We start from the raw sequence: 22,925 nt of genomic DNA, 5'->3' as shown, positions 1-22,925 counted from the left end.
GGGTGGAACGCAAACGCGCGGGCCCTCCACCCGTGGGTGGAGGGCCCGCGCGGCGGAACGCGTCAGGCGTCGATGCGCGAGCGGTCCAGGGTGGCCGCGGAGTCCACGATGAACTCCTTGCGCGGGGCGACGTCGTTGCCCATCAGCAGGTCGAAGATCCTCTCGGCCTGCTCCAGGTCGCCCAGGTTGATCCGGCGCAGGGTGCGGTGGCGCGGGTCCATGGTGGTCTCGGCCAGCTGGTCGGCGTCCATCTCGCCGAGGCCCTTGTAGCGCTGCACCGGCTCCTTCCAGCGCATGTTCTTGCGCTGGAACTCCAGCAGGGTGGAGCGCAGTTCGGCGTCGGAGTAGGTGTAGTGGTACTTCTCCTGGCCGCGCTTGGGGCTGGTGAGCTCGATCCGGTGCAGCGGCGGCACCGCGGCGAAGACCCGGCCCTGCTCGACCATCGGCCGCATGTAGCGGTGGAAGAGGGTGAGCAGCAGGGTGCGGATGTGCGAGCCGTCGACGTCGGCGTCGGCCATGAAGATGACGCGGCCGTAGCGGGCCTGGTCGATGTCGAAGGTGCGGCCCGAACCGGCCCCTATCACCTGGATGATCGCGGCGCACTCGGCGTTCTTGAGCATGTCGCTCACCGACGCCTTCTGCACGTTGAGGATCTTGCCGCGGATCGGCAGCAGCGCCTGGAACTCGGAGTTGCGGGCGAGCTTGGCGGTGCCGAGCGCGGAGTCCCCCTCGACGATGAACAGTTCGCTGCGGTCGACGTCGTCGCTGCGGCAGTCGGCCAGCTTCGCGGGCAGCGAGCTGGTCTCCAGCGCGGTCTTGCGGCGCTGGGCCTCCTTGTGCTGGCGGGCGGCGACCCGGGTGCGGGCGGCGGCGACGACCTTCTCCAGGACGGCACGTGCCTGGAGCTTCTCGTCCTTCTTGGCCGAGGTGAGGAAGGCCTTGAGCTCCTTGGCGAGGACGGCGGCGACGATCCGGTTGGCCGCCGAGGTGCCGAGCACCTCCTTGGTCTGGCCCTCGAACTGCGGCTCGGCGAGCCGGACGGTGACGACCGCGGTGAGGCCCTCGGTGGCGTCGTCCTTGGTGATGTCGTCCTCGGCGACGCGCAGCAGCTTGCCCGCCCGCAGCGCCTCGTTGACGGTCTTGGCCAGCGAGCGCTCGAAGCCGGTGACGTGGGTGCCGCCCTTGGGGGTGGCGATGATGTTGACGAAGGAGCGCAGGGTGGTGTCGTAGCCGGTGCCCCAGCGCAGCGCGATGTCCACGCCGAGGTGCCGGGTGACCTCGGTGGGGGTCATGTGGCCGAGCTCGTCCAGGACGGGCACGGTCTCCTTGAAGGTGCCTTCGCCGCGCAGCCGCAGCACGTCGCAGACCGGCTTGTCGGGGGCCAGGAACTCGCAGAACTCGGCGATGCCGCCGTCGTAGCGGAAGACCGACTCCTCGATCTGCTCGCTCTCGGTGAGCCGTTCGTCACGCACGACGATGGTCAGGCCGGGGACGAGGAAGGCGGTCTGCCGGGCGCGGCTGTGCAGCGTCTCCAGGGAGAGCTTGGCGTCCTTGAGGAAGATCTGCCGGTCCGCCCAGTAGCGGATCCGGGTGCCGGTGCGGGTCTTCGGCACCTTGCGGGCCTTGGTCAGGCCGTTGGCGGGCTCGAAGGGCGCGTCCGGGCTGGTCTCGGTGAAGATGCCGGGGGTGCCGCGGCGGAAGCTGATCGCGTGGGTGTGGCCACTGCGGTCGACCTCGACGTCCAGCCGGGCGGAGAGGGCGTTGACCACCGAAGCACCGACGCCGTGCAGACCGCCGGAGGCCGCGTAGGAGCCGCCGCCGAACTTGCCGCCGGCGTGCAGCTTGGTCATCACGACCTCGACGCCGGACAGCCCGGTCTTGGGCTCGACGTCGACCGGGATGCCGCGCCCGTTGTCGCGGACCTCGACCGAGGAGTCGGGGTGCAGCACGACGTCGATGCGGTCGCAGTAGCCGCCGAGCGCCTCGTCGACGGAGTTGTCGATGATCTCCCAGAGGCAGTGCATCAGGCCGCGGCTGTCCGTCGAGCCGATGTACATGCCGGGACGCTTGCGGACCGCCTCCAGGCCCTCCAGGACGAGCAGGTGCCGCGCGGTGTAGTTGGAACCGTCGTCGCCGGCCAGCAGCGCGGACGGCACGGTCGTTTCGGCACTCACGGCGGCACTCTCCTCGGTGAAGTTCTGTCTCATCGGTCACATCCGGACGGATCCGGACCAAACGCCAGTGCAGCACACCGCACCGACATCCGTCGCTCTGCGTGCCCGCACCCCTCCGCCGGGTCCACAGCACGTCGAGCCGGCCCCTCGCAGCTTGTACGCGCTGCGCGAACAAGGACCGCGCCGGGGCGTGGGCCCCCGGGGCGCCATCTCCTCCCGGTAGCACCGGTCCTGGCGGATCGTGGGGCCCGGTACAGGCTCCGGAACTGCCGTTATGCAGGCTACCGGGGCCCGGGACGGGGCTTATGCTCCAACCCGGCAGAGGATTATGCTACGCGGACCTCGAACCCGATCCCGATCGGACGTTCGAGCGACGGGCGGATCCCGGGTTTCCGGCACGCATGAACCACCGGCCCCCGGGGCACGTCCTCATCAACACAGCAGAATCCTCAGAGAAGAAAAGCCACGAGCGGGAACGTTTTCGGCCTGGTTGGATGTTGACCCTGGTACGACAGCTCGTCGAGCTAGAGAAGAGGCGACGTGACTACTGTTCTGACACCTGCGAGCCCGCTCACCGCGGCTGACCGCTGCGACCGCTGCGGCGCCCAGGCCTACCTGCGCGTCGTGCTCGCCAGCGGCGGAGAGCTGCTCTTCTGCGCCCACCACGGCCGGAAGTTCGAGCCCGAGCTCAAGAAGATCGCCGTGGAGATACAGGACGAGAGCGGCCGTCTCAGCACCACCACCGCGACGGCCGACGACGACGAGCGCTGATCCCAGGCGCCACCACCGGCAGCCGACGTCGAGCTGTGTCCGGTCGCGCACCGCGCGCGACCGGTGAGCCGGGCGACCGACCCCCGCGGGGGCCGGTCGCCCGGCTCTGCTGTTCCACCGACGGTCCCGGCCCCGCGGACGACTCCCGCCCGGAGGACGGCTCCTGTTCCGCGGACGGTTCTCCCGCGTTCATCCGCCCCGACCCGCGCTCTCCGACGCGGCGTCAGAACGTGACCGCCCCGTCACCCACCGCGAGGTCAGCGGCGGTCGCAGGCCGCTCACAGCACCGAGTGCACCGCGTCCGCGACCGAGGAGATCCGGGTGTAGACCCCCGGATGGGCCGCCTCGGCGCAACCCGTCCCCCAGGAGACCAGGCCGACCAGCCGCCCCTCGACGATCAGCGGGCCGCCGCTGTCGCCCTGGCAGGCGTCCTTGCCGCCCTTCTCCTCGCCCGCGCAGACCATGCCCCGGGCGTCGAACTTGCCGTCCTGCCCGCCCGGGTAGGCGTGCGCACAGGACTCGTCCGGGACCATCGACACGTCCACCCCGCGCAGCACGGGCGAGTAGTCGCCCCGCCCCGTGGTGTCACCCCAGCCGAACACCCGCGCCCTCGTCCCGGCCGCGTACGGCGCGGTCTCGCCCTGGCCGACCAGCTCGACCACCGGCCGCGCCCCCTGGGGCTCGGCGAGGGTGAGCACCGCGACGTCGTTCATGTTCGCGGCGAAGGAGTAGTCGGGGTGGATCCAGACCGAGCGCACCGGCACCTCGCGGCCGGACGTGCCGCGCATGTCGTCCCGGCCGACGATCACCTTGAGGCCAGGCCGTTCCACCCGCCCCTTGGCCTCGTCGTAGAAGCAGTGCGCGGCCGTCACCACCTTGGTCGGGCCGACCAGCGCGCCTCCGCAGAACTGACCGGAGCGGCCGCTGCCGAACTGCTGACGGCTGGCCAGCGCCACGATCCACGGGTGGTCGACGGTGCTCGCCGCATTGCCCCCGACCACCCGGCGCTGCGCCTCGGCCGGCGCCGCCCCGAGGGCGACCAGCGGGACGGGCACGGCGGCGAGCAGCGCCAGTGCGGCGGCCCGGCGGCGGCGGTTCGCCCGCGGGGCGGCCGGGTCGCTCCGCGGCGGGGCGGGGTTCGGCAGGTCAGTGCGGTCCGGCTCGGTCGGCACCGTGACTCCAGAAGGCTCGGCAGCAGGCAACCGGCACAGCGTAGGTGACCGGCTACACCGTGCGACCGCATCCGGACGAGCCGCCACCCGGACGAGCGACAACCACCACCCGGACGCTGACACACCGGGTCCGAACAGCCGCGAAGGCCCGGAACCGTACGGTTCCGGGCCTTCGCGCCGACGATCGTTGCCGATCCGATCCGGCGATCAGTCCAGGTAGTCGCGCAGCACCTGGGAACGCGACGGGTGGCGCAGCTTCGACATGGTCTTCGACTCGATCTGGCGGATGCGCTCACGGGTGACCCCGTACACCTTGCCGATCTCGTCGAGCGTCTTCGGCTGGCCGTCGGTCAGGCCGAAGCGCATCGAGACCACGCCGGCCTCGCGCTCGGACAGCGTGTCCAGCACCGAGTGCAGCTGCTCCTGGAGCAGGGTGAAGGAGACCGCGTCGGCCGGGACGACCGCCTCGGAGTCCTCGATGAGGTCACCGAACTCGCTGTCGCCGTCCTCGCCCAGCGGGGTGTGCAGCGAGATCGGCTCACGGCCGTACTTCTGGACCTCGATGACCTTCTCGGGGGTCATGTCGAGTTCCTTGGCCAGCTCCTCCGGGGTGGGCTCGCGGCCCAGGTCCTGGAGCATCTGGCGCTGGACGCGGGCCAGCTTGTTGATGACCTCGACCATGTGCACCGGGATGCGGATGGTGCGGGCCTGGTCGGCCATGGCGCGGGTGATCGCCTGGCGGATCCACCAGGTGGCGTAGGTCGAGAACTTGTAGCCCTTGGTGTAGTCGAACTTCTCGACCGCACGGATCAGACCCAGGTTGCCCTCCTGGATCAGGTCCAGGAAGAGCATGCCGCGGCCGGTGTAGCGCTTGGCCAGCGAGACCACGAGGCGGAGGTTGGCCTCCAGCAGGTGGTTCTTGGCCCGGCGGCCGTCCTCGGCGATGATCTCCAGCTCGCGCTTGAGCTTGGGGGCGAGCTTGTCGGCGGCCGAGAGCTTGTCCTCGGCGAACAGGCCGGCCTCGATCCGCTTGGCGAGCTCGACCTCCTGCTCGGCGTTGAGCAGCGGGACCTTGCCGATCTGCTTCAGGTAGTCCTTGACCGGGTCGGCGGTGGCACCGGCGACGGCGACCTGCTGGGCCGGCGCGTCGTCCTCGTCGTCGTCGGAGAGGACGAAGCCCTCCGACTCCTCCTCCGGGCCCTCGGCCTCGGCCTTGTCGCCCGGCAGCGCCGTGTCCTCGACCAGCTCCTCGTCGCCGAGCAGCTCCTCGTCGCCACCCTTGCCGGCCTTGCCGGCGGCGGTCTTCTTGGCGGCGGCCTTCTTGGCCGGCGCGGCGGTCTTCTTGGCGGCGGTCTTCTTGGCAGCAACGGCCTTCTTCGCCGGGGCGGCCTTCACCTCGGCGACCGCGACGGCCGCACCCTCGACGGTGATGTCGGCGGAGACCGTGGGGGCCGGCGCAGCGGCAGCCGCGACGGCCGGAGCCGCGACGGGAGCGCCGGGGGCGATCCGCACGGGCGGCTTGGTCGGGGCCGACGGAGCGGCCGGGGTCCGGGTGGTGACAGCCTTGGTGGCGGTGCGCTTGGTGGGGCTCTTGGCAGCAACGCTCTTGCGCTTGGCGCCGGCCGGTTCGGCCGCGCTGACCATGAGGTCCACGCCCTCCTCAATCAGCACCTGATTGAGGCTGCGCATGACGTTCTTCCACTTGGTGACCGGGATCTGGTCCGCCTCGAACGCCTGGCGCACGTCGTCACCGGCGATCTGCCCCTGGGCCTTGCCCCGCTCGATGAGCGCCAGCAGAGCTGCGGACTCGGCGATCTCGGGGGGAAGCGAACGGGATGTGCTGGCCGACACGAACAACCTCTCGGACGATGAGTGGACTCGAACCCGTACCGGCCGCCCGAGCGGGCGGGGAAGGAGATCGCGCGCCGGACGCGCGGTGTCGATTCCGACCGACTCGGGCTTGAGGACTGGGTTTGCAGGACGGCAGCAGCGCCGCGGACCAACACAGCATTCTGACATGTTGGAGTATTCCGGAGCTGCTCCCGCTCAGGAGACATCGCTGCTACTCGTCAAGTGTTACGCATGGCCTTCGTGTCGCGGGTCACACCACTCGGCGCCCACGGCCACGCGGCCGGATTCCATCATCGCGCACTCGCGCCGAAACCTTTGTCATGGCTCGGGCAGCTTTGCGGGTGGGCCGGAAGGAGCGGGGGCTGGGGCCGGGGCCAGGGGTGGCAGGGGCGAGGCCGCACGCCAGGGCCAGGGCCAGGGGCGGCGGGAGCCGGGCCACACACGCGGGGGCGGGGAGACCAGGGCGCTCGGGGGCCATGGGCCGGGCCGTCGGGCGGGCCGTCGGGCCATGGTGGGCAGGGGCCGGGTGGTCGGGGGCCGGGCCGTCGTGGGGCCGCGGTGACCGGAGCCCTGCGGGCCTCCGCATGCGGAGGCCCTCCGGCTGCGCCGCGCGGTGCGGCCGGAGGGCCCTGGCGGAGCGGACCGCCGGGCCCGGCGCCTCCGCTCGTCGGAACAGCCCGCTCAGTGCTCCCGGGGCGCGGGGACGGACGGCTCGATCTCGGGGTGGACGGTGAGCAGCGCCCGCATCGCGACCTCGCCCGCGGCGCCGTCGCCCGCCCCCAGGGCGTCCACCAGCCGGGCGTGCAGACCGACCGAGGCCTCGGAGGGCCGCTCGCAGGAGATCGCCGGGCCGCCCGAGACCTGCAGCGCGCAGGCCACGATCCCGGACAGGTGCTCCAGCATCCGGTTGCCGGCCATCTGCAGGACCAGGCCGTGCAGCTCGGCGTCGGCCCGGGTGTAGGTGGAGAGATCGGCCTGGGAGGCGGCGTGGCCCATGATCTCGACCAGCTCGACCAGCCGGTGCTGGACGTCCTCCCGGCCGTGGCCGGCGGCGAGCCGGGCGGCCAGCGGCTCGATCGCCCAGCGGAGCTCGAACAGCTCCCGGCGCTGCTCGTCCCGCTGCGGGCCGAAGGCGCGCCACTCGATGATGTCGGGGTCCAGCAGGTTCCAGTCGCCGACCGGACGGACCCGGGTGCCGACGTTCGGCCGGGCGCTGACCAGGCCCTTGGCCTCCAGCACGCGCAGCGACTCACGGACGACGGTCCGGGAGACCTCGAAGCGCTGGCCGATCTCCTCGGGGACGAGCGGGCGGTCGGCGCCGAGGTCACCGGAGACGATCATCTGGCCGAGCTGCTGGACCAGCTGGCCGTGCAGACCGCGTCCGCGGCTGCTGGTGGTCTTGCGGCCGACCCGGGAGATGTCGGACTCGGCGCCCTCCCAGCGGGGCGCCGGCGGGGTCGGCCGGTCGGCGTACGAGAAGCGGTCCAGGTCGCCGGAGCCGTGGATCGGCCCATCGGCGGAACGGGCGGGGGTCATGGTGGGGTGCGCAAGGGTACTCACGCCTCCTTTGTCGGCGATCGGCAGGCGCGGCTTGAGAATTCTCGTGAAAAGCACACGAAAGGGTGATCGACCGTGACTGGATAATTGACTTCTTATCAGGAAGAACCGCTCAATACGGTCACTGCTGGTCGATCTTGGTTTTTCGGGGCGGTCGGCTCCCGAGCGCTTGCGACGGCAGGCGCTACAGCGCGCGGCGACGGGCCAGGACGAGCAGTGCGGCGAGCAGCAGGGCGGCTGCGGGGGCGGCGACCGCCGCCAGCAGCGCCGGGTCGGTCAGCGCCATGCTCCCGGCCGCCGCACCGCGCGCGCCGCCGTACACCCAGCCGTAGGCCCACTCAATCCCGGACTGGAACGGCAGCAGCCCGGCCGCCCGCACCGGCCACGGCCGACCGGTGCGGCGCAGCAGCAGGGCCACTCCGGATTCCAGCAGCGGCGGCAGCGCGCACAGCAGCAGCATCCCGGCGGCGGCACTGCGGGTGAGCGCTGCGGCCAGTACGCCAGTCCACGCGGCCACCACGGTCAGCAGGACGAACGCCAGCAGAGCGGCCGGCACCCCGTGGCCGGCGACCAGCGCCAACGGGGCGAAGGCACCCGGCAGGTCGGACAGCCCGGACAGCCCGGCGCCGCTCACCGCCCCGGACACCCGGTCCGACAGCGCGCCGGGATTCGCCCAGGCCGCCACCGTCACCCCGTCCGGCAGCGCGAGGTGCACGGCCACCGCGTCGAGCAGCAGCGTGGCCGGCGCCAGCAGCGCCGCCACCGGGCCGACCACCAGCAGCTTGGCCACCAGCAGCCGCACCCTGCGCGGGTACGACACCAGCGAGGCCGGCAGGCCCGGGTGGCACACCTCGTGCCCGTACGAGACCGCGCCCAGCACGCCGGCACCGAGGGCCGCGAACGGCAACGGGATCAGCGGGACGGCGGCGGTCAGCAGACGCACCCCGGCGGGGGCGGCCAGCGGACCGTCCGGGGTCTGGCTCGCCAGGACGGCGGCCACGGCGGCGTCGCCGAGGAGTACGGCGGCGAGCAGCAGCCAGGTGGAGCGCAGGCCGCGCAGACGGCGCAGTTCGTAGGCCAGGACACGCACGGTTCACTCGCTCCGGTGGTCGTCGGTGGTGGCGGGCGCCGGGGCGGCGGTCACGCCCGAGGTGAGGCGGCGGAGGCGGACGGTGTCGTCGGCGAGGACGTCGGCGTTCTCGCGGCGGCCCGGGGGCTTGGCCCGGGCGGTCTGCCCGCCCGGGGCGGGCTCGTCGCGGAAGAGCCGGTCGACGGCGACGGTGGGGGCCGGCTCGCCGGACCCGGGGCGCTCGGCGGGCCGGCCGGAACCGGCGGACGCGGCCCGTGGGGCGGGCGTGCCGAGTGCGGGGAGGGCGGCGCCGATCACGGCGACGGGCAGCGCGCGGGTGGGCAGGGACCCGTCGTCCCGGTGGTGCGGCGCCTGGTGGCGGGGCGCCCGGCGTTGCGGGGTGGTCGCCTCCGCGTCGGACTCGGTGGCCGACGTGCCCTCCGGGCCGGCGGCCGACGCGCCGTCGGGGCCGGCGGCCGACGCGCCGTCGGGTTCGGTGGCCGGCGCGGCAGCGGGAACGGGCACGACGGCGGGAACGGGGACGGCGGCGGGGGCCGCTCCGGCCGCGGGCCGCGTGGGCTCGTCGACGGCCTCCCGGCCCGGCCCGGGGCCCGGTTCGGTGTCCGCCGCCGAACGGACCCGGAGGTGGCCGGAGGCGACCGGCAGGACGACCCTGGGCGCGGGCTGCTCGACCACGCGGTCGGCCAGCTCGTGCAGCAGGATCCCGTGGCGGTAGGCGAGTTCGCCGATCTCGGTGCGGTCGATGCCGGCCACGGCGAGTCCCACGCTCCCGTCCCGGCGGACCTCGGCGCCCTGGCTGACCAACAGGTCCGCCAGGCGCGCCATCTGCGGACCCCGGACGGCCACCTCGGGGCTGAGCCTGGTCCGGCGGAACTCCGTGACCGGCTGGTCGGCCACCAGGCGGCCGTGGTCCAGGGTGACGACCCGGTCCGCGAGCTGGGAGGCCTCCTGCGGGGTGCGGGTGGTCACCAGGACCGTTCCACCGGCGACGGCGAACGAGCGCAGGAAGGAGTGGAACCACTCGATGTTGCGCGGCGACAGGCCCTCGGTCGGCGCGTCCAGCAGCAGCGTGCCGGGGTCGCCGAGCAGGGCGGCGGCCAGGGCCAGCCGGCGGTGCATCCCGGGCGAGAAGCTGCGCAGCCGCTGCCCGGCGACGGCCGCCAGCCGGGTCTGTTCCAACAGTTCGTCGGCCCGTCGGGCCGGGACGCCGACGGCAGCAGCGAGCATCCGCAGGTGGCCGTCCGCCCGGCGGCCCGGGTGCCCGGCCACTGCGGCCGCGCCCTCACCCGGGCCGGGCAGCAGCACGCCGACCTCGCGCTCGGGGCGGCGTAGCCGGCGGTAGGGACGGCCGTCGAAGAGCGTGACGCCCTGGCCCCGTTCGAGTTCCAGCATCAGCCGCAGCGCGGTGGACTTGCCCGCGCCCTCGGTGCCGAGCAGCGCGGTCACCGTGCCGGGCCGGGCGTCGAAGGTCAGGTCCAGCACGGCGGGCGGAGCGCCCTTGCGGTAGACCTTGGTCAGTCCGGTGATCTGGATCATCGCTGGCTGCTCCCATGCCCTCGGCCGGCCTGCTCGACGCGGAGCACCCCCTGGTGGGCCGGCGTTCGCCCGCCGCACGGCTCCGCGCCAGCACATTAGGGGGCGGCGGAGGCTATTCCGGGCATTACGGGAACGGCACGGGCCCGGCGACTGCCCACCTCACCCGATCAGGGGAAAATCCGATCCTGCGATTCACGGGACCGCTCACCGCCGGGTCACCGCGGGGGGCAGCGGTGGGAGGGTCGCGGCGCCGCCCGACCGCCGCTCTACTGGGTCGGCCAGGGCAGTTCAGGGAGCTTCTCGCCGCCGCAGACCGCGCGGAACTCGTCGACGGCACGCTGGCCCCCGACGGCGAGCTGGCCCAGCTGCTCACGCTCGGCGGCCAGCCTCTCCTGCACGGCGGCGATCGTCTCGGGTGCGGCCTGCTCGGCCAGCAGCCGGACCAATTCCCTCTCCGTCCCGGTGGTGGTCGCGTCCAGGCTCTTGTAGTCGGCCACCAGCCCGTCGATGACGAATCGCTGGTGCACGCAGTCGTTGAGGGCCATCAGGGGGGCTCCTGGGGTCCGGGAGGCCTTCGACCCGGCGGCCGAAGCGTCCACCGACACTCTGCGTCGGTGCCCCCGCGGGCGCAGCCGGGCCGGGCCATTCGGCCGCCGGGCGCCCCCCGGGCCCCCGCCGGGAAGCGACCCGGACGCGCTGTGCCGCGGGCGGCCCGGGCGCGTGCGCCGGTGCTCAGGACTCCGGGCGGAGCATGGGCGGGTTGAGGACGGTCGCGCCGCCGGCGGTGAACAGCTGTGCCGGGCGGCCGCCCTGACGGGTCGTCGTGCCGCCGGAAGGCAGCAGGAACCCGGGGGTGCCGGTGACCTTGCGGTGGAAGTTCCGCGGGTCCAGCACCACGCCCCAGACCGCCTCGTAGACCCGGCGCAGCTCGCCGACGGTGAACTCGGTCGGGCAGAACGCGGTCGCGAGGGAGGAGTACTCGATCTTGGAGCGGGCGCGTTCCACGCCGTCGGCGAGGATCAGCCCGTGGTCGAAGGCGAGCGGGACGCCGTCGGCCGGGTTGTCGCCGAGGAGCTCGCCGACCGGGGCCCAGCGGGCGCTGCTGGCGTCACCGCCGGCCCGGGGCGTCGGCAGGTCGGGGGCGAGCACCAGGTAGGCCACGCTGACCACGCGCATCCGCGGGTCGCGCTGCGGATGGCCGTAGGTGGCGAGCTGCTCCAGGTGGGCGCCGGCCGCACCGGGGCCGACCGCGTCGTGGCCCGGGGCGGAGTGCGCGCGCAGGCCGGTCTCCTCGGCCAGCTCCCGGGAGGCGGCCTCGGCCAGGCCCTCGTCCGGGCGGACGAAGCCGCCGGGCAGCGCCCAGTACCCCTGGAACGGCGGCTCGCCACGTCTGACCAGCAGGGCGCAGAGCGCGTGGTCGCGCACCGTCAGCACCACCAGGTCAACCGTGACAGCGAACGGGGGGAAGGCCGACGGATCGTAACGCGACATGGCGACGATCATAGTCGTCTCTCTGACGATAAGCACAGGCCCTGCGCGCGGCCCGGCCGAGGCCGGTGGCCGCCCGGCACGGTCCGGACCCGGGCGGGCGCTGCCTCCGGGCCCGGAGGCGCCGAGGTGGTGTCACTGCGGTGGTGTCACCGGCGCGGCGCGGCCGGGCCGGGGAGGCGCGGCCCGGGAGGCGTGGCCGGAGCCCGCGGTCAGCGGGCCACGAGCTGCAGGTCCGCGGAGGCCTCCTCGACCATCGCCACCCCGATCCGGCTCACCCGGACCGAGAACGGCTCGCCCGCGACCCGCAGTCCGGTCAGCTCCAGTTCGCCGAGCGGCGCGGTGCTGGCCGGGCGAACCAGGACCCGGCCGCCCGGGACGTCCGGGCGGACCCCGGCGAGGGCGAACACCGCGTGTGCGGCGCCGGCCGCGGAGACCGCCGCCGGGCGGCAGGCCGCCGGGTGCGGAACGGGCGGGCAGCCGGGGGTCCGCTGCTCCCCCGCGTACATCTCCGGCAAGCGCCCCTCGAAGTGGGCGGCCGCGGCGAGCAGCCCCTCCAGCAGGGTGCCGGCCTCGTTCTCGTGGCCGGCCTCGGCCAGTCCGGCGATCGCCAGCGCCGTCTCGTGCACCCGTACCGCGCCGCCGCGGTGGCCCAACGGGTTGAAGCGGGGCGACTTGGCGCTGAGGGTGCGCAGGCCCCAGCCGCTGTCCAGCTCCGGTGCGACCAGGCGCTGGGCGAGCAGCCGGGTCTGCTCGCGGTCCAGCAGGCTCTCGTGCCGGCCGCCGTCGGCGGCGAGCCCGGGGTCCAGCAGGTGCACCAGGCAAGAGGCGAGCGCGGGCAGGGGCTGGCCGCCCGGGGCCAGCCCGGCGGCGGGGCGGCCCCCGGAGAGGTCGTCGATCCAGAACCGCTCGCGGAAGCGCCCGCGAAGCCCGGCGGCCCAGCTCCGCCAGCCCTCGGCGCCCGGGCGCCCGAAGGCCTCCAGCAGCTCGGCGCCGTGCAGGGCGGCCCGGTGGGCCTGTGCCTGGACCTCCGCACGGGCGGCGACCGGGTGGGCGGAGCGCTCCTCGGCGGGACGGCTGAGGTCGGTGACGAAGCCGTCGACCAGTCCGTCGCGCAGGGCGGCCAGGGCGCGCTCGGCGGCCGGGAGCAGCTCGGTGACCTCCGCCCGGGGCAGGCCCCAGCGCCAGGCCTCGGCCAGCACGGTGACGAACAGCAGGGTGGCCTCGGTGGCGGTGCAGGTGGGCGGCAGCTCCGGGCCGCCGTGCCGCAGGCCGCCGGGCAGCAGGCCCTCGGTACGGCCCGGGGCGGGGGCGAGCTGCTGACGGCGGGCCAGCGCCCGGAGGGTGCCCGCGGCCAGCCGGGTGCCGAGCGGCAGGGTCAGCCGGGCGGCCCAGAGCGCGTCGGCCGGGGCGAGGCCGAAGCGCCAGGGCGCGCCGGAGGCCGGGTAGAGGTCGGTCGGGCGGTCCGGGTCGGCGAACAGCAGTCCGCCGAGGGCGTCCAGGGAGCGCGAGACCAGCGGGGCGGCCCGGGAGTCGTCGCTGCGGACCTCCGGCTCGGACCAGGGCAGCGGGACACCGGTGCCGCGGCCGCCGGGTGGGCGCGGGCCGGTGGCGGCGCCCTCCAGCTCGGTGCGCAGCTCGACCGACCAGCGGGCGCCGGGCTGGACCTCCAGGTCCCAGCGGAGCACCCCGGCGCCGGCCAGCACCGCGTGCGGGGAGGGCTTGGCGCTGACCACGGCGCTGTGCACGGGACCCGTCCAGCGCAGTCCGGCGGACTGCACCTGGCCCGGCAGGTCCGGCGGGCGGTGCCCGGCGGCGATCTCGGCGACCGGGCCGAGGTCCGTGCCGACGGCGATCTCCAACGGCAGCCTGGCGGGCCGCGGTCCGGTGTTGCGCACGACGACGGTCTCCACGCCGTCCGCGTGGCGCAGCCGCTCGACGGTGAGCGCCGGGTCCGGGTCGAGGTCGCCGGGGACGCGGACGGCGCCGAGGAAGCGGGCCTGGGCGGTGCTGGTCAGGGCGCCCTGGAGGGGCAGCGGCTCCATGCCGCCCAGCCGCAGTTCCATCCGGGCGAGCGCCCGGACGCCGTTGCGGTAGAAGCCGTGCAGGCCCTGACCGCGCAGCTGGCCGTCGGGGCCGGAGGCGGCCATCGCCGGGGCGTTGACGCAGATCACCGCGTGGTGGACCGCGGGCGGCTGGGGGCGCGGCGGGGCGGTGGGCCGGCCGGGGCCGGCGGGTGCGCTCCCGGGGCCGGCCGGCGGGACCAGGTCGGGACGCCCGACCGGTCTCGGCGCGCCGAGCACGCTCTCGGCCGGCATGGCCTGTGGTGGCCTCATGGCGGTCACCGGACTCTCCTCCCCTCGGCGGTCCGGTGGCCGGGTCAGGCCGGTGGGCCGCGAGCATGCTCGATCGCGTGCTGATGGTGCCGGGCCGACGGGGTTTCCCGTCGGCGGGTGTGCCGTGTCTGGCCGTACCCGGCGGCGGGTCGTGCCATGCAGTGCCCGGTACCGGGCCGGTACCGGCGCGCCGCGCCTTCGCGTCGAGCCCGTCACCGCGCCCGACACGCCGTCAGGTCCGGTTTCCCGGCCTGCCGGTGACGCCCTGCCCCCGTAGCCCGCTCCTCGGACCGGCCGGGCGCCGGTCGGTCGGCGTCCGGACACGGGGCCCCCGGGGTGAACGCCGTGCACCGCCACCAGGTCACGCCCCGCCGCGACCGCCGCCGGCCGGGGCGGGCCCCGCCGGGCGGTCGTGCCGCTCGCGCCGGAGTGCTGCCGGGGCCTTGCCGAGAGCCGCCCGCCCCGCGGTCGGGGTCCGGTTCCGGACTTCCCGGGCGGCCGTCCGTGCTGCTCGGACCGGGCGTCGGCCGCGGTCGGCCGCCCGGTCGGACGGACGGGGGGCGGTCGAACCGGCGCTCGATCGCCGCCAGGATACGGTGCGGGGGTCGCGGCCCCGCACCCGGTGACCCCGTGATCCGCGACGCCACCGCTGTGACCAGCAGAGACCGAGGAGTTCCATGTCCACCGTCAGCCGGCTGCCCGGGATCGTCACGACCGACCACGTGTTCCAGGTCCCCCTCGACCACGCGGCCCCGCAGGGCGAGCAGATCGAGGTGTACGCCCGCGAGGTGGTGGCCGCCGGCCGCGAGCGGGACGACCTGCCCTGGCTGCTCTTCCTCCAGGGCGGGCCCGGCGGCAAGGCCGCCCGCCCGGTCGGCCGGGACGCCTGGCTGGAGCGCGCGCTGGACGACTACCGGGTGCTCCTGCTCGACCAGCGCGGCACCGGGCGCTCCACGCCCGCGACCCGGCAGACCCTCGCCCGGCGCGGCGGCCCGCAGGAGCAGGCGGACTACCTCGCGTGCTTCCGCGCGGACTCGATCGTCCGTGACGCCGAGCTGATCCGCACCCGGCTGCTCGGCGCCGACCGGCGCTGGAGCGTGCTCGGCCAGAGCTTCGGCGGCTTCTGCACCCTCACCTACCTCTCCATCGCTCCCGAGGGCCTGACCGAGGCCTTCATCACCGGTGGCCTGGCCGGCCTGGGCAGCTCGGCCGACGACGTCTACCGCGCCGCCTACCCGCGCGTGGTCGGCAAGAACGAGGACCACTACGCGCGGTTCCCGCAGGACGTCGAAGCGGTGCGGGCGATCGCCGCCCACCTCGCGGACTCCCCCGCGACCCTGCCGGACGGCGGGGTGCTCACCGTCGAGGCCTTCCAGGCCCTCGGACTGCTGCTCGGCGGCGGCAGCGGCTCCGGCGTCCTGCACTACCTGCTGGAGGAGGCCTGGGTGGAGGGCGCGGCCGGGCCCGAGCTCTCCGACACCTTCCTGGCCGGCGCCCAGGCGCAGCTCTCCTTCGCGGGCGGCCCGCTGTACGCCGTGCTGCACGAGTCGATCTACGGCCAGCGGTCGGTGGACCAGGGCGGCACCGCCTGGTCCGCCGAGCGGCTCCGCAAGGAGTTCCCGCAGTTCGACGCCCGGGCCGCGCTGGAGTCCGGCACGCCGGTGCTGTTCACCGGGGAGATGATCTACCCCTGGATGTTCGACACCGACCCGGCGCTGCGGCCGCTGAAGGAGACCGCGGAACTGCTCGCCGCCCGCACCGACTGGCCCGACCTGTACGACCGGGCGCGCCTGGCCGCCAACAGCGTGCCGGTCGTGGCGGCGGTGTACCACGACGACATGTACGTGGACACCGCCGATTCGCTGGAGACCGCCCGCGCGGTGCGCGGCCTGCGGACCTGGATCACCAACGAGTGGGAGCACGACGGCCTGCGGGTGAGCGGCGGCAAGGTGCTGGACCGCCTGATCAAGATGGCGCACGGCGAGGCGTAGCGGACCGGGGGCCGGTGCGGCGGCGAGCGGTTCAGTGGACACGGCGGCCTCCCTTCGCCGCCCGCCGGACCCCGCGGCACCGGTGCAGGCCGGTCCCGGGGCGTGCGGCCGCGGGCAGGCACGCCGCCGCACGGCCGAGCCGCGGGCTCCGGGCGGAGCGCTCCCCGGCCGGCCGGGCACGCCCGGGCGCCGCGGCCCGTCCGGGCGCCGACGACACGGCCACCGGCCCGGGGGTGCTCCCGTCCGGCGCCGGGTCGCCGGGGCCGTGACCGGTCGGCGCAGGCCCGGACGCGGGTGCCGGCACCGTGGACGAGCCCTTGCGGCGGGTGCCCCGGCGGCGTCGGCGGGCGCCGGCGGCCCGGCCCGGCCGCTCGCCGGGGGCTTCGTCCGCCGGGGCCGCGGGCGCCGGGGCCGCTCCCCCGACGGGCTGCGGGGGGTCGTCGGCCGGGGCCGACGCGGGCGCGTGCTGCTCGCGCCGCCGCCGCTGGGCCTCGACGGCGGCCAGCAGTGCCCCGGGCGCCATGCCGTCGTTGAGCGACTCGTGGAGCAGTTCGGCCAGCAGGTAGCCCGGGTCGAGCCGCAGGACGTGGCCGAGCACGACCCGGGCCGTCGCCGTGTCCCCCGCGACCCAGGAGGCCCAGGCCAGCAGGGTGAGCGGGGCCACCGCGCAACCCTCGTACGGCGGCACGGCGTGGCGGGCGAGGAAGCGCCAGAGGCGTTCGGCCGGAGCCAGCTCGGCGGCCCGGGCGTACTCGACGCCGCGGTCCCGCACGACCCGGTCGCGCAGGGCGAACAGCAGCCGGGCCGTCCGCTCCGGATCGAGCTCCCGGGCCCCGGCCGCGAACTCGGCGACGGCCTGGTCGAGCAGCCCGATGCCCTGTTCCCGGGAGACCGAGCCCACGGCCGCCTCGGCCCGGACGAGCGCCTCGCGCCGGGCGGCGTCACCCGGCGGGCCGATCGGGGTCAGCCCGGCCATGATGGCCTTGCGGCTGCCGCGCGGCACCAGGCCGGCGACCGTCGCGGCGGCGGCCGCCGGGCCCGGATCGGGACCGCGCCGCACCGGGTTGCCCGCCGGATCGCAGCACGCGGTGCCGCGGCAGAGGAAGGACCACCAGCGGCCGCCCGAGACGCACAGCGCCTCCTTGACCACCACGCCCCGGCGCCCGAAGGCCGCCCGGAGGTCGTCCGCCAGCGGCCGCAGGCCGTCCACCACCGGCGGGGCGTGCGGCGCGCCGGGATCCTGGCAGAGGTAGAGGAGCACCTGGGGCGGCCGGGCGCCGTGCCGCTCGGAGAGGGCGACCAGCAGGGCGGCCGTCTCCTCCGCGGCGGCCGGCCACTGCGCGGGCGAGTCCGGGAGGTCCGCCCGGATCACCCCGCCCTGGTGCAGGTCGGGCCCCTGGAGGCCGACCGCGACGATGCTGTCGTCGGGGTAGAAGCCCAGGAAGTAGGGCAGCAGCTCGGCCATGTCGGCCGGACCGCGCATGACGACCGGCCGGTGCTCGGAGGCCGGGCCGAGGGACAGAATGACGTGTTCGTTGTTCATCGCGTTCATGGCCGCAAGACTGGACGCAATCCGCGGACGCCGCCGAAACCCGATTTTTTTCTGTGGATAACTCCGCCTCCTGATTTTCGTTAGCTCATTCGGAGCAAGCGACACGCCCTCCACGGGGTGATTTTTGATCGCCGTTCAGCGGATCAGCGGATGAAATACACCTCGCCTTCCCCCGTCGCCGCACCCCGGCATTCGCTCCTTGTCGGCGGTACGGGGTTACATGGACGCCATGCAGCAGCCCGACACCCACACCACCGCCACCGCCGACCGCGCCGAGGTCCGGGCGCGGGCCGAGGCCGTCCTGCGCGAGCTCGCCGGCCCCGGCGCCGCCCTGCGCGAGGACCAGTGGACGGCCATCGAGGCCCTCGTGGTCGACCACCGCCGCGCCCTGGTCGTCCAGCGCACCGGCTGGGGGAAGTCCGCGGTCTACTTCATCGCCACCGCCCTGCTCCGGGCCCGGGGCGCAGGGCCGACGGTGATCGTCTCGCCGTTGCTCGCCCTGATGCGCAACCAGGTCGACTCGGCGGCCCGGGCCGGCATCCACGCCCGCACCATCAACTCGGCCAACACCGACGAGTGGGACGAGGTCCAGGCCGAGGTCGCCGCCGGGAAGGTCGACGTCCTGCTGGTCAGCCCCGAGCGGCTGAACAACCCGGACTTCCGCGACCAGGTGCTGCCCAAGCTCGCCGCCTCCACCGGCCTGCTGGTGGTCGACGAGGCCCACTGCATCTCGGACTGGGGCCACGACTTCCGCCCCGACTACCGCCGGCTGCGCACCATGCTCGCGGAGCTGCCGCCCGGCGTCCCGGTACTGGCCACCACCGCGACCGCCAACGCCCGGGTCACCGCGGACGTGGCCGAGCAGCTCGGCACCGGCAGCTCCGACGAGCACGCCCTGGTGCTGCGCGGGCCGCTCGACCGGGAGAGCCTCACCCTCGGCGTGCTGGCCCTGCCCGACCCGGCGCACCGGCTGGCCTGGCTCGCCGACCACCTCGACCGGCTCCCCGGCTCGGGCATCGTCTACACCCTGACGGTGGCCGCGGCCGAGGAGGTGACGGCCTTCCTGCGCGAGCGCGGCTTCCCGGTGGCCTCCTACTCCGGCCGCACCGAGGACGCCGAGCGCCGCACCGCCGAGGCCGACCTGCTGGCCAACCGGGTCAAGGCGCTGGTCGCCACCTCCGCGCTCGGCATGGGCTTCGACAAGCCCGACCTCGGCTTCGTCGTGCACCTCGGCTCGCCCAGCTCGCCGATCGCCTACTACCAGCAGGTCGGCCGGGCCGGGCGCGGCGTGGACCGGGCCGAGGTGCTACTGCTGCCCGGGCGCGAGGACGAGGCGATCTGGCGGTACTTCGCCTCGCTGGCCTTCCCGCCGGAGGAGCAGGTGCGGCGCACCATCGACGCGCTGGCCGAGGCCGGTCGGCCGCTCTCCACCGCCGCCCTGGAGCCCCGGGTGGACCTGCGCCGGGCCCGGTTGGAGACCATGCTCAAGGTGCTCGACGTGGACGGCGCCGTCCGCCGGGTCAAGGGCGGCTGGACGGCCACCGGGCAGAGCTGGGCGTACGACGCCGCCCGCTACGCCAAGGTCGCCGCCTCCCGGGAGGCGGAACAGCGGGCGATGCGCGACTATGCGGCGGCCACCGGCTGCCGGATGGAGTTCCTGCGCCGACAGCTGGACGACGAGCAGGCCGCACCGTGCGGGCGGTGCGACAACTGCGCGGGGCCGCTGCACACCCCGGACGTCTCCGCCGAGACGCTGGCCGCCGCCCGGGCCGCGCTCGGGCGCCCGGGCGTGAGCTTCGAGCCGCGCCGACTCTGGCCGACCGGGATGGACGCGCTCGGAGTGCCGCTCAAGGGCCGCATCCCGGCGGGCGAGCAGGCCGAGACCGGCCGGGCGCTGGGCCGGCTGTCGGACATCGGCTGGGGCACCCGGCTGCGCACCCTGCTCGCCGAGCAGGCGCCGGACGTGCCCGTCCCCGGCGAGGCGGTGGACGCGCTGGTGGCGGTCCTCGCCGACTGGGCCCGCGGGCCGGGCGGCTGGGCCGGCCCCGCGACGGCGGAGGGCACCCGGCTGGAGCGGCCGGTCGGCGTGGTGACCATGGCCTCCTCGACCCGCCCCCAGCTGGTCGGCAGCCTCGGCGCGCGGATCGCCGAGATCGGGCGGATGCCACTGCTCGGCAGGATCGAGTACGCCGGTGGGCTGCCGCCGCACGGGGCCCGTAGCAACAGCGCCCAACGGCTGTACTCACTGGCCGGGTCGCTGGTCCTGCCGCCGGAGGTGGAGCAGGCGGTGGCGGCCGCCGGCGGGCCGGTGCTGCTGGTGGACGATCTCGTCGACTCGGGTTGGACGGTCACCGTGGCCGCCCGGCTGCTGCGCCGGGCCGGAGCGCGCGCGGTGCTGCCGCTGGTGCTGGCCGTGCAGGGGTGACAGGACGGCAGACGGCCGTCGAGGGAACAACGGCCTTCACTCGAATGGCCTAACAGAAAGGATCAAGCCAAGCGATTTCGATCACACTGGCCGGCCGGCTCGGGAAAGGGGTGGTCACCGCGCCGGCAACGGCCCGCCTCGCGCTCCGAACGTTGTGGATCAAGGCGTGTCGACATCCCGGCAACGCCCGGGCGATGGTGGAACATATCCGGCAGACCATGGGCTATCGGATGGCGTTCATCATTTCATCGTTGCCGCCCTGCCCCCGATGCCCCGAGAATTGGGGGGTACCCGAAACTCGGTCCGCCAGACCCGCCCTTCGGCGTACCCAGGCACCCACCTGCCCACGGGTCAGGAAGGAGGATCGTGATCAACGGTATCGACCGAGGTCAGCATCCCCTCTCCCGGAGTTCGGTACCCAGACGGGTGCTGGACCTGGAGACCTGGGCCGCCTCGGGGATCCCGTTGCTGCGCGACCCCCGCGAGTTCGTCCTGGAGCTGCACCAACGCCACCTGCCCCAGCCGGGCACGGTCGTGGTCGGCGTCGTGGACGCGCTCCACCACCTCGCCGCCTCGGCCTCCTTCACCCCCTGGTCGCGCGACACCGACGGCTGGCAGCACCGGAACGCGCTGCTGGCGCACCTGCGCCGGATCGTCCCGCACGACCTGCGCCTGCCCGAGCCGACCCGCACGGTCGTGGTGCTGCGCTGCCGCGACGGCGCGCCCGGCTGGACGGAGCAGGACGGCGCATGGATGTGGGCACTGCAGGACGCGGCCGTGCTGCACGGACTGCGCTGCGGCGCGTACATCGGGCTCACCCCGGCGGGCTGGCAGGTCCTCGGGGACGGGCGGAGCGGACGCAATCCGCACGCGGGCTCGTGGGCGGACGGGCCGGTGCACACGGTGACCGAACTGCCGCCGCGCTCGGCGCTCGACGCACCGCGGGGCCCGCGCGCCCACCGACCGCCGGTCGAGCAGGGCGAGCACGGCACGGACTCGCAGCGCTCCCCGCAGTCCGAGACCCCGTGGATGCCCGCGCGGGTCGCGGCGGCCGAGCCGAGCCGCCGTACCGGAACCCGCTGAGCCCGCTGAGCCCGCAGAGGCCGCTGATCCGGCCGAGCCGGTAGGGCCCGCCCGGTCGGCCGAGACCGCGACAGCCGCAGAGACCGCCGTACGCACGGCCTCCGGGCACCGATCAGGCGGCCCCGGCGGCCCAGGCAGCGCCCGTCGCCGGACGGACTCGGAGCGGAAACGGCCCGTCGCCGGACGGAGTTCGGGCCCGGTACCGTACGGCACCGGGCCCGGAGCGGAACGACTGCGGTCAGGCGTTGACGGGGCGGCCGGCCGCGGGCGCGGCAGCGACTGTCCCCGCAGCCGCCGGGCCGGCCTCGCCGCAGACCACCAGCAGGGCGGTCGCACGGCCGAGCGCCTCGGTGTACGCCTCGGCGGCGCGGGCGGGCGTTCCGCCGTTGACCACCAGGACGACCACCTCGCGGCGGACCGGACGGGCCAGGGCGGCGTCCGCGTAGAACACGTCGCCGCCGTCGGCGAGCTGCGCCCAGTAGCGCTCCTCACCGAAGGACAGCTCGTGCTGCTGCCAGGGGTGGGCCTCGCCGACCGTCAGCACCAGGATGGCGCCCGGGTCTCGGCCGGCGTCCAGCAGCAGGTCGATCGCGTCGTCGGCGTGCTCCAGCGCCCGGGCCGGGGTGGCGGCAATCCGCTGGACCTCCACCTCCGGCACGGCGGGGGCGGGGGCGGGGCGACGCGGTGCCGGACCGGGCTTGGGGATCGGCAGCGGCGGACCGGGCCGGGCGGCGCGCGGCGGGGCCGGGCGAGGGGACGCCGGGCGGGGGCCGGGCACCGTGGCCGGAGCGGCGACGGTGGTGGGTGCGGTGGCGGGCGCGCCGCCGGTGGCAGGCGCGTTGAGGGCTTGTGCGTCCGACTCGCGGGGGAAGGGAACGCCGGGGCCCGGGAGGCTCTCGTGAATCTCCGGCTCCTCGGGGAAGACAGGCATACCCGGATATCTATCAAATGCCGGTCGGACGCGCACGGGCACCCCACCCATTGGACACCGAACACTCACGGCCCCCACCCGGGGCAATTCCAGACGGACCGTCAGAAACCGAGCGTCAACTGTTCGTCGGCGGATCCCCGGCCCTCGCCCGATTCCTCCCGAACGCGCTTGAGGTGACGCCACTTCGGCAGTCCGTCCATGAATGCCCAGGAGACCCGGTGGTGCTCGGTGGGGCCGAGTTCCTCCAGCGCGGCGCGGTGCACCGGGGACGGATAGCCGGCGTTCTCGGCGAAGCCGTACTCCGGGCACCCCTCGCCCAGTTCGGCCATCAGGCCGTCGCGATGGACCTTGGCGAGGACCGAGGCGGCGGAGACGCAGATGCAGGACTGGTCGCCCTTGATCACCGTGCGCACCCGCCACGGGCCGCCGAGATAGTCGTGCTTGCCGTCCAGGATCACCGCGTCGGGTTCGACCGGCAGCGCCTCCAGGGCGCGGACGGCGGCCAGCCGCAGCGCCGCCGTCATGCCGAGCTCGTCGCACTCCTGCGCCGAGGCCTGCCCGAGGGCATACGCGGTGACCCAGTCGGCGAGGACCGGGGCGAGCGCACGGCGGCGCAGTTCGGTGAGCAGTTTGGAGTCGGTCAGCCCCTCCGGCGCCTTGCGCAGGCCGGTGACGGCCGCACCCACGGTGACCGGACCGGCCCAGGCGCCGCGCCCGACCTCGTCCAGGCCGACGACGACCCTGGCGCCGGCCCGACGGAGCGAGCGTTCGACGGAATGGGTCGGCGGGACGATGGGCATGGCGGTTTCCGTTCAACTGGGGCAGCCTCCAGCCTAAGCCCGTCCCGGGCCCACCCGATCCGCCGCCCTCGCCGCGGAAGGGCCCGCTGGCCGGGGGCCCGACGGCCGGTCGCGGCGGCCGGTCGCGGCGGAAGGCCCCAGCGCCGGTCCCGACGGCCGGTCCGACCG

The 22,925-nt window shown here is 75.0% G+C and carries 16 protein-coding genes; 4 read left to right on the top strand and 12 right to left on the bottom strand.

What is annotated here, in order from left to right; all coding sequences use genetic code 11:
• Positions 1 to 62 precede the first annotated feature (62 nt).
• A complete protein-coding gene (locus tag ACIRST_RS26770) occupies positions 63 to 2,174 on the bottom strand; it encodes a DNA topoisomerase IV subunit B (protein WP_350523342.1) in 2,112 nt (703 codons plus the stop codon).
• A gap of 540 nt (positions 2,175 to 2,714) precedes the next feature.
• Between ACIRST_RS26770 and ACIRST_RS26765 the strand changes: the two genes are divergently transcribed.
• Entirely contained in the window at positions 2,715 to 2,945 is a 231-nt protein-coding gene (locus ACIRST_RS26765; RefSeq protein ID WP_350523343.1) for a hypothetical protein, read from the top strand.
• Positions 2,946 to 3,223: 278 nt separating this feature from the next.
• On the opposite strand, the gene ACIRST_RS26760 is transcribed toward ACIRST_RS26765, so the two are convergent.
• The 8 genes from ACIRST_RS26760 to ACIRST_RS26725 all read right to left on the bottom strand — a co-directional run bounded on the left by ACIRST_RS26760 (position 3,224) and on the right by ACIRST_RS26725 (position 13,975).
• Positions 3,224 to 4,090, bottom strand: coding sequence for a S1 family peptidase (locus ACIRST_RS26760; RefSeq protein ID WP_402804926.1), 867 nt, complete (start codon positions 4,088 to 4,090; stop codon positions 3,224 to 3,226).
• A 234-nt stretch (positions 4,091 to 4,324) separates the two neighbouring features.
• Complete coding sequence (locus ACIRST_RS26755; RefSeq protein ID WP_350523345.1) at positions 4,325 to 5,968, bottom strand: RNA polymerase sigma factor; 1,644 nt, start codon at positions 5,966 to 5,968, stop codon at positions 4,325 to 4,327.
• 681 nt (positions 5,969 to 6,649) lie between these two features.
• Positions 6,650 to 7,582, bottom strand: a complete 933-nt coding sequence (locus ACIRST_RS26750) for an FCD domain-containing protein (RefSeq protein ID WP_350523346.1) — start codon at positions 7,580 to 7,582, stop codon at positions 6,650 to 6,652.
• A gap of 127 nt (positions 7,583 to 7,709) precedes the next feature.
• On the bottom strand, positions 7,710 to 8,615 hold the full coding sequence (locus ACIRST_RS26745) for a hypothetical protein (RefSeq protein ID WP_402804892.1): 906 nt from the start codon (positions 8,613 to 8,615) through the stop codon (positions 7,710 to 7,712).
• Between the two features lie 3 nt (positions 8,616 to 8,618).
• The gene (locus ACIRST_RS26740; RefSeq protein ID WP_402804890.1) at positions 8,619 to 10,151 is read right to left on the bottom strand and encodes an ATP-binding cassette domain-containing protein; all 1,533 of its coding nucleotides are present in this window, start codon (positions 10,149 to 10,151) and stop codon (positions 8,619 to 8,621) included.
• Positions 10,152 to 10,417: 266 nt separating this feature from the next.
• On the bottom strand, positions 10,418 to 10,696 hold the full coding sequence (locus tag ACIRST_RS26735; RefSeq protein WP_402804888.1) for a hypothetical protein: 279 nt from the start codon (positions 10,694 to 10,696) through the stop codon (positions 10,418 to 10,420).
• 187 nt (positions 10,697 to 10,883) lie between these two features.
• On the bottom strand, positions 10,884 to 11,642 hold the full coding sequence (locus ACIRST_RS26730; RefSeq protein ID WP_350523350.1) for an NUDIX domain-containing protein: 759 nt from the start codon (positions 11,640 to 11,642) through the stop codon (positions 10,884 to 10,886).
• A 209-nt stretch (positions 11,643 to 11,851) separates the two neighbouring features.
• Complete coding sequence (locus tag ACIRST_RS26725; protein ID WP_350523411.1) at positions 11,852 to 13,975, bottom strand: glycogen debranching N-terminal domain-containing protein; 2,124 nt, start codon at positions 13,973 to 13,975, stop codon at positions 11,852 to 11,854.
• A gap of 677 nt (positions 13,976 to 14,652) precedes the next feature.
• Here ACIRST_RS26725 and ACIRST_RS26720 point away from each other — a divergent pair.
• The gene (locus ACIRST_RS26720; protein ID WP_402804886.1) at positions 14,653 to 15,966 is read left to right on the top strand and encodes an alpha/beta fold hydrolase; all 1,314 of its coding nucleotides are present in this window, start codon (positions 14,653 to 14,655) and stop codon (positions 15,964 to 15,966) included.
• Positions 15,967 to 15,997: 31 nt separating this feature from the next.
• Here the strand turns inward: ACIRST_RS26720 and ACIRST_RS26715 are convergent, their stop codons facing one another.
• On the bottom strand, positions 15,998 to 17,518 hold the full coding sequence (locus ACIRST_RS26715) for a DUF4192 domain-containing protein (RefSeq protein ID WP_402804884.1): 1,521 nt from the start codon (positions 17,516 to 17,518) through the stop codon (positions 15,998 to 16,000).
• Positions 17,519 to 17,747: 229 nt separating this feature from the next.
• Between ACIRST_RS26715 and ACIRST_RS26710 the strand changes: the two genes are divergently transcribed.
• A complete protein-coding gene (locus ACIRST_RS26710; RefSeq protein ID WP_402804882.1) occupies positions 17,748 to 19,943 on the top strand; it encodes a RecQ family ATP-dependent DNA helicase in 2,196 nt (731 codons plus the stop codon).
• Positions 19,944 to 20,321: 378 nt separating this feature from the next.
• Positions 20,322 to 21,026, top strand: a complete 705-nt coding sequence (locus ACIRST_RS26705) for a hypothetical protein (protein ID WP_402804923.1) — start codon at positions 20,322 to 20,324, stop codon at positions 21,024 to 21,026.
• Positions 21,027 to 21,264: 238 nt separating this feature from the next.
• Here ACIRST_RS26705 and ACIRST_RS26700 read toward each other — a convergent pair whose 3' ends face one another.
• Positions 21,265 to 21,957, bottom strand: coding sequence for a hypothetical protein (locus tag ACIRST_RS26700; RefSeq protein WP_402804880.1), 693 nt, complete (start codon positions 21,955 to 21,957; stop codon positions 21,265 to 21,267).
• A gap of 101 nt (positions 21,958 to 22,058) precedes the next feature.
• Positions 22,059 to 22,757, bottom strand: coding sequence for a ribonuclease HII (locus ACIRST_RS26695; RefSeq protein WP_402804878.1), 699 nt, complete (start codon positions 22,755 to 22,757; stop codon positions 22,059 to 22,061).
• Between the last annotated feature and the right edge of the window lie 168 nt (positions 22,758 to 22,925).

It is taken from the genome of Kitasatospora sp. NPDC101447 (genome assembly GCF_044767225.1).
Classification (GTDB): domain Bacteria; phylum Actinomycetota; class Actinomycetes; order Streptomycetales; family Streptomycetaceae; genus Kitasatospora.
The sequence above is the reverse complement of the archived record's forward strand: the minus strand, read 5'-3'. Positions and strand labels throughout refer to the sequence as shown.

Excerpts from the sequence above, each read along its gene's own strand:
- ACIRST_RS26740 (WP_402804890.1), bottom strand. The coding sequence starts at position 10,151 with ATGATCCAGATCACCGGACTGACCAAGGTCTACCGCAAGGGCGCTCCG.
- ACIRST_RS26735 (WP_402804888.1), bottom strand. The coding sequence starts at position 10,696 with ATGGCCCTCAACGACTGCGTGCACCAGCGATTCGTCATCGACGGGCTG.
- ACIRST_RS26730 (WP_350523350.1), bottom strand. The coding sequence starts at position 11,642 with ATGTCGCGTTACGATCCGTCGGCCTTCCCCCCGTTCGCTGTCACGGTT.
- ACIRST_RS26725 (WP_350523411.1), bottom strand. The coding sequence starts at position 13,975 with ATGAGGCCACCACAGGCCATGCCGGCCGAGAGCGTGCTCGGCGCGCCG.
- ACIRST_RS26720 (WP_402804886.1), top strand. The coding sequence starts at position 14,653 with ATGTCCACCGTCAGCCGGCTGCCCGGGATCGTCACGACCGACCACGTG.
- ACIRST_RS26715 (WP_402804884.1), bottom strand. The coding sequence starts at position 17,518 with ATGAACGCGATGAACAACGAACACGTCATTCTGTCCCTCGGCCCGGCC.
- ACIRST_RS26710 (WP_402804882.1), top strand. The coding sequence starts at position 17,748 with ATGCAGCAGCCCGACACCCACACCACCGCCACCGCCGACCGCGCCGAG.
- ACIRST_RS26700 (WP_402804880.1), bottom strand. The coding sequence starts at position 21,957 with ATGCCTGTCTTCCCCGAGGAGCCGGAGATTCACGAGAGCCTCCCGGGC.
- ACIRST_RS26695 (WP_402804878.1), bottom strand. The coding sequence starts at position 22,757 with ATGCCCATCGTCCCGCCGACCCATTCCGTCGAACGCTCGCTCCGTCGG.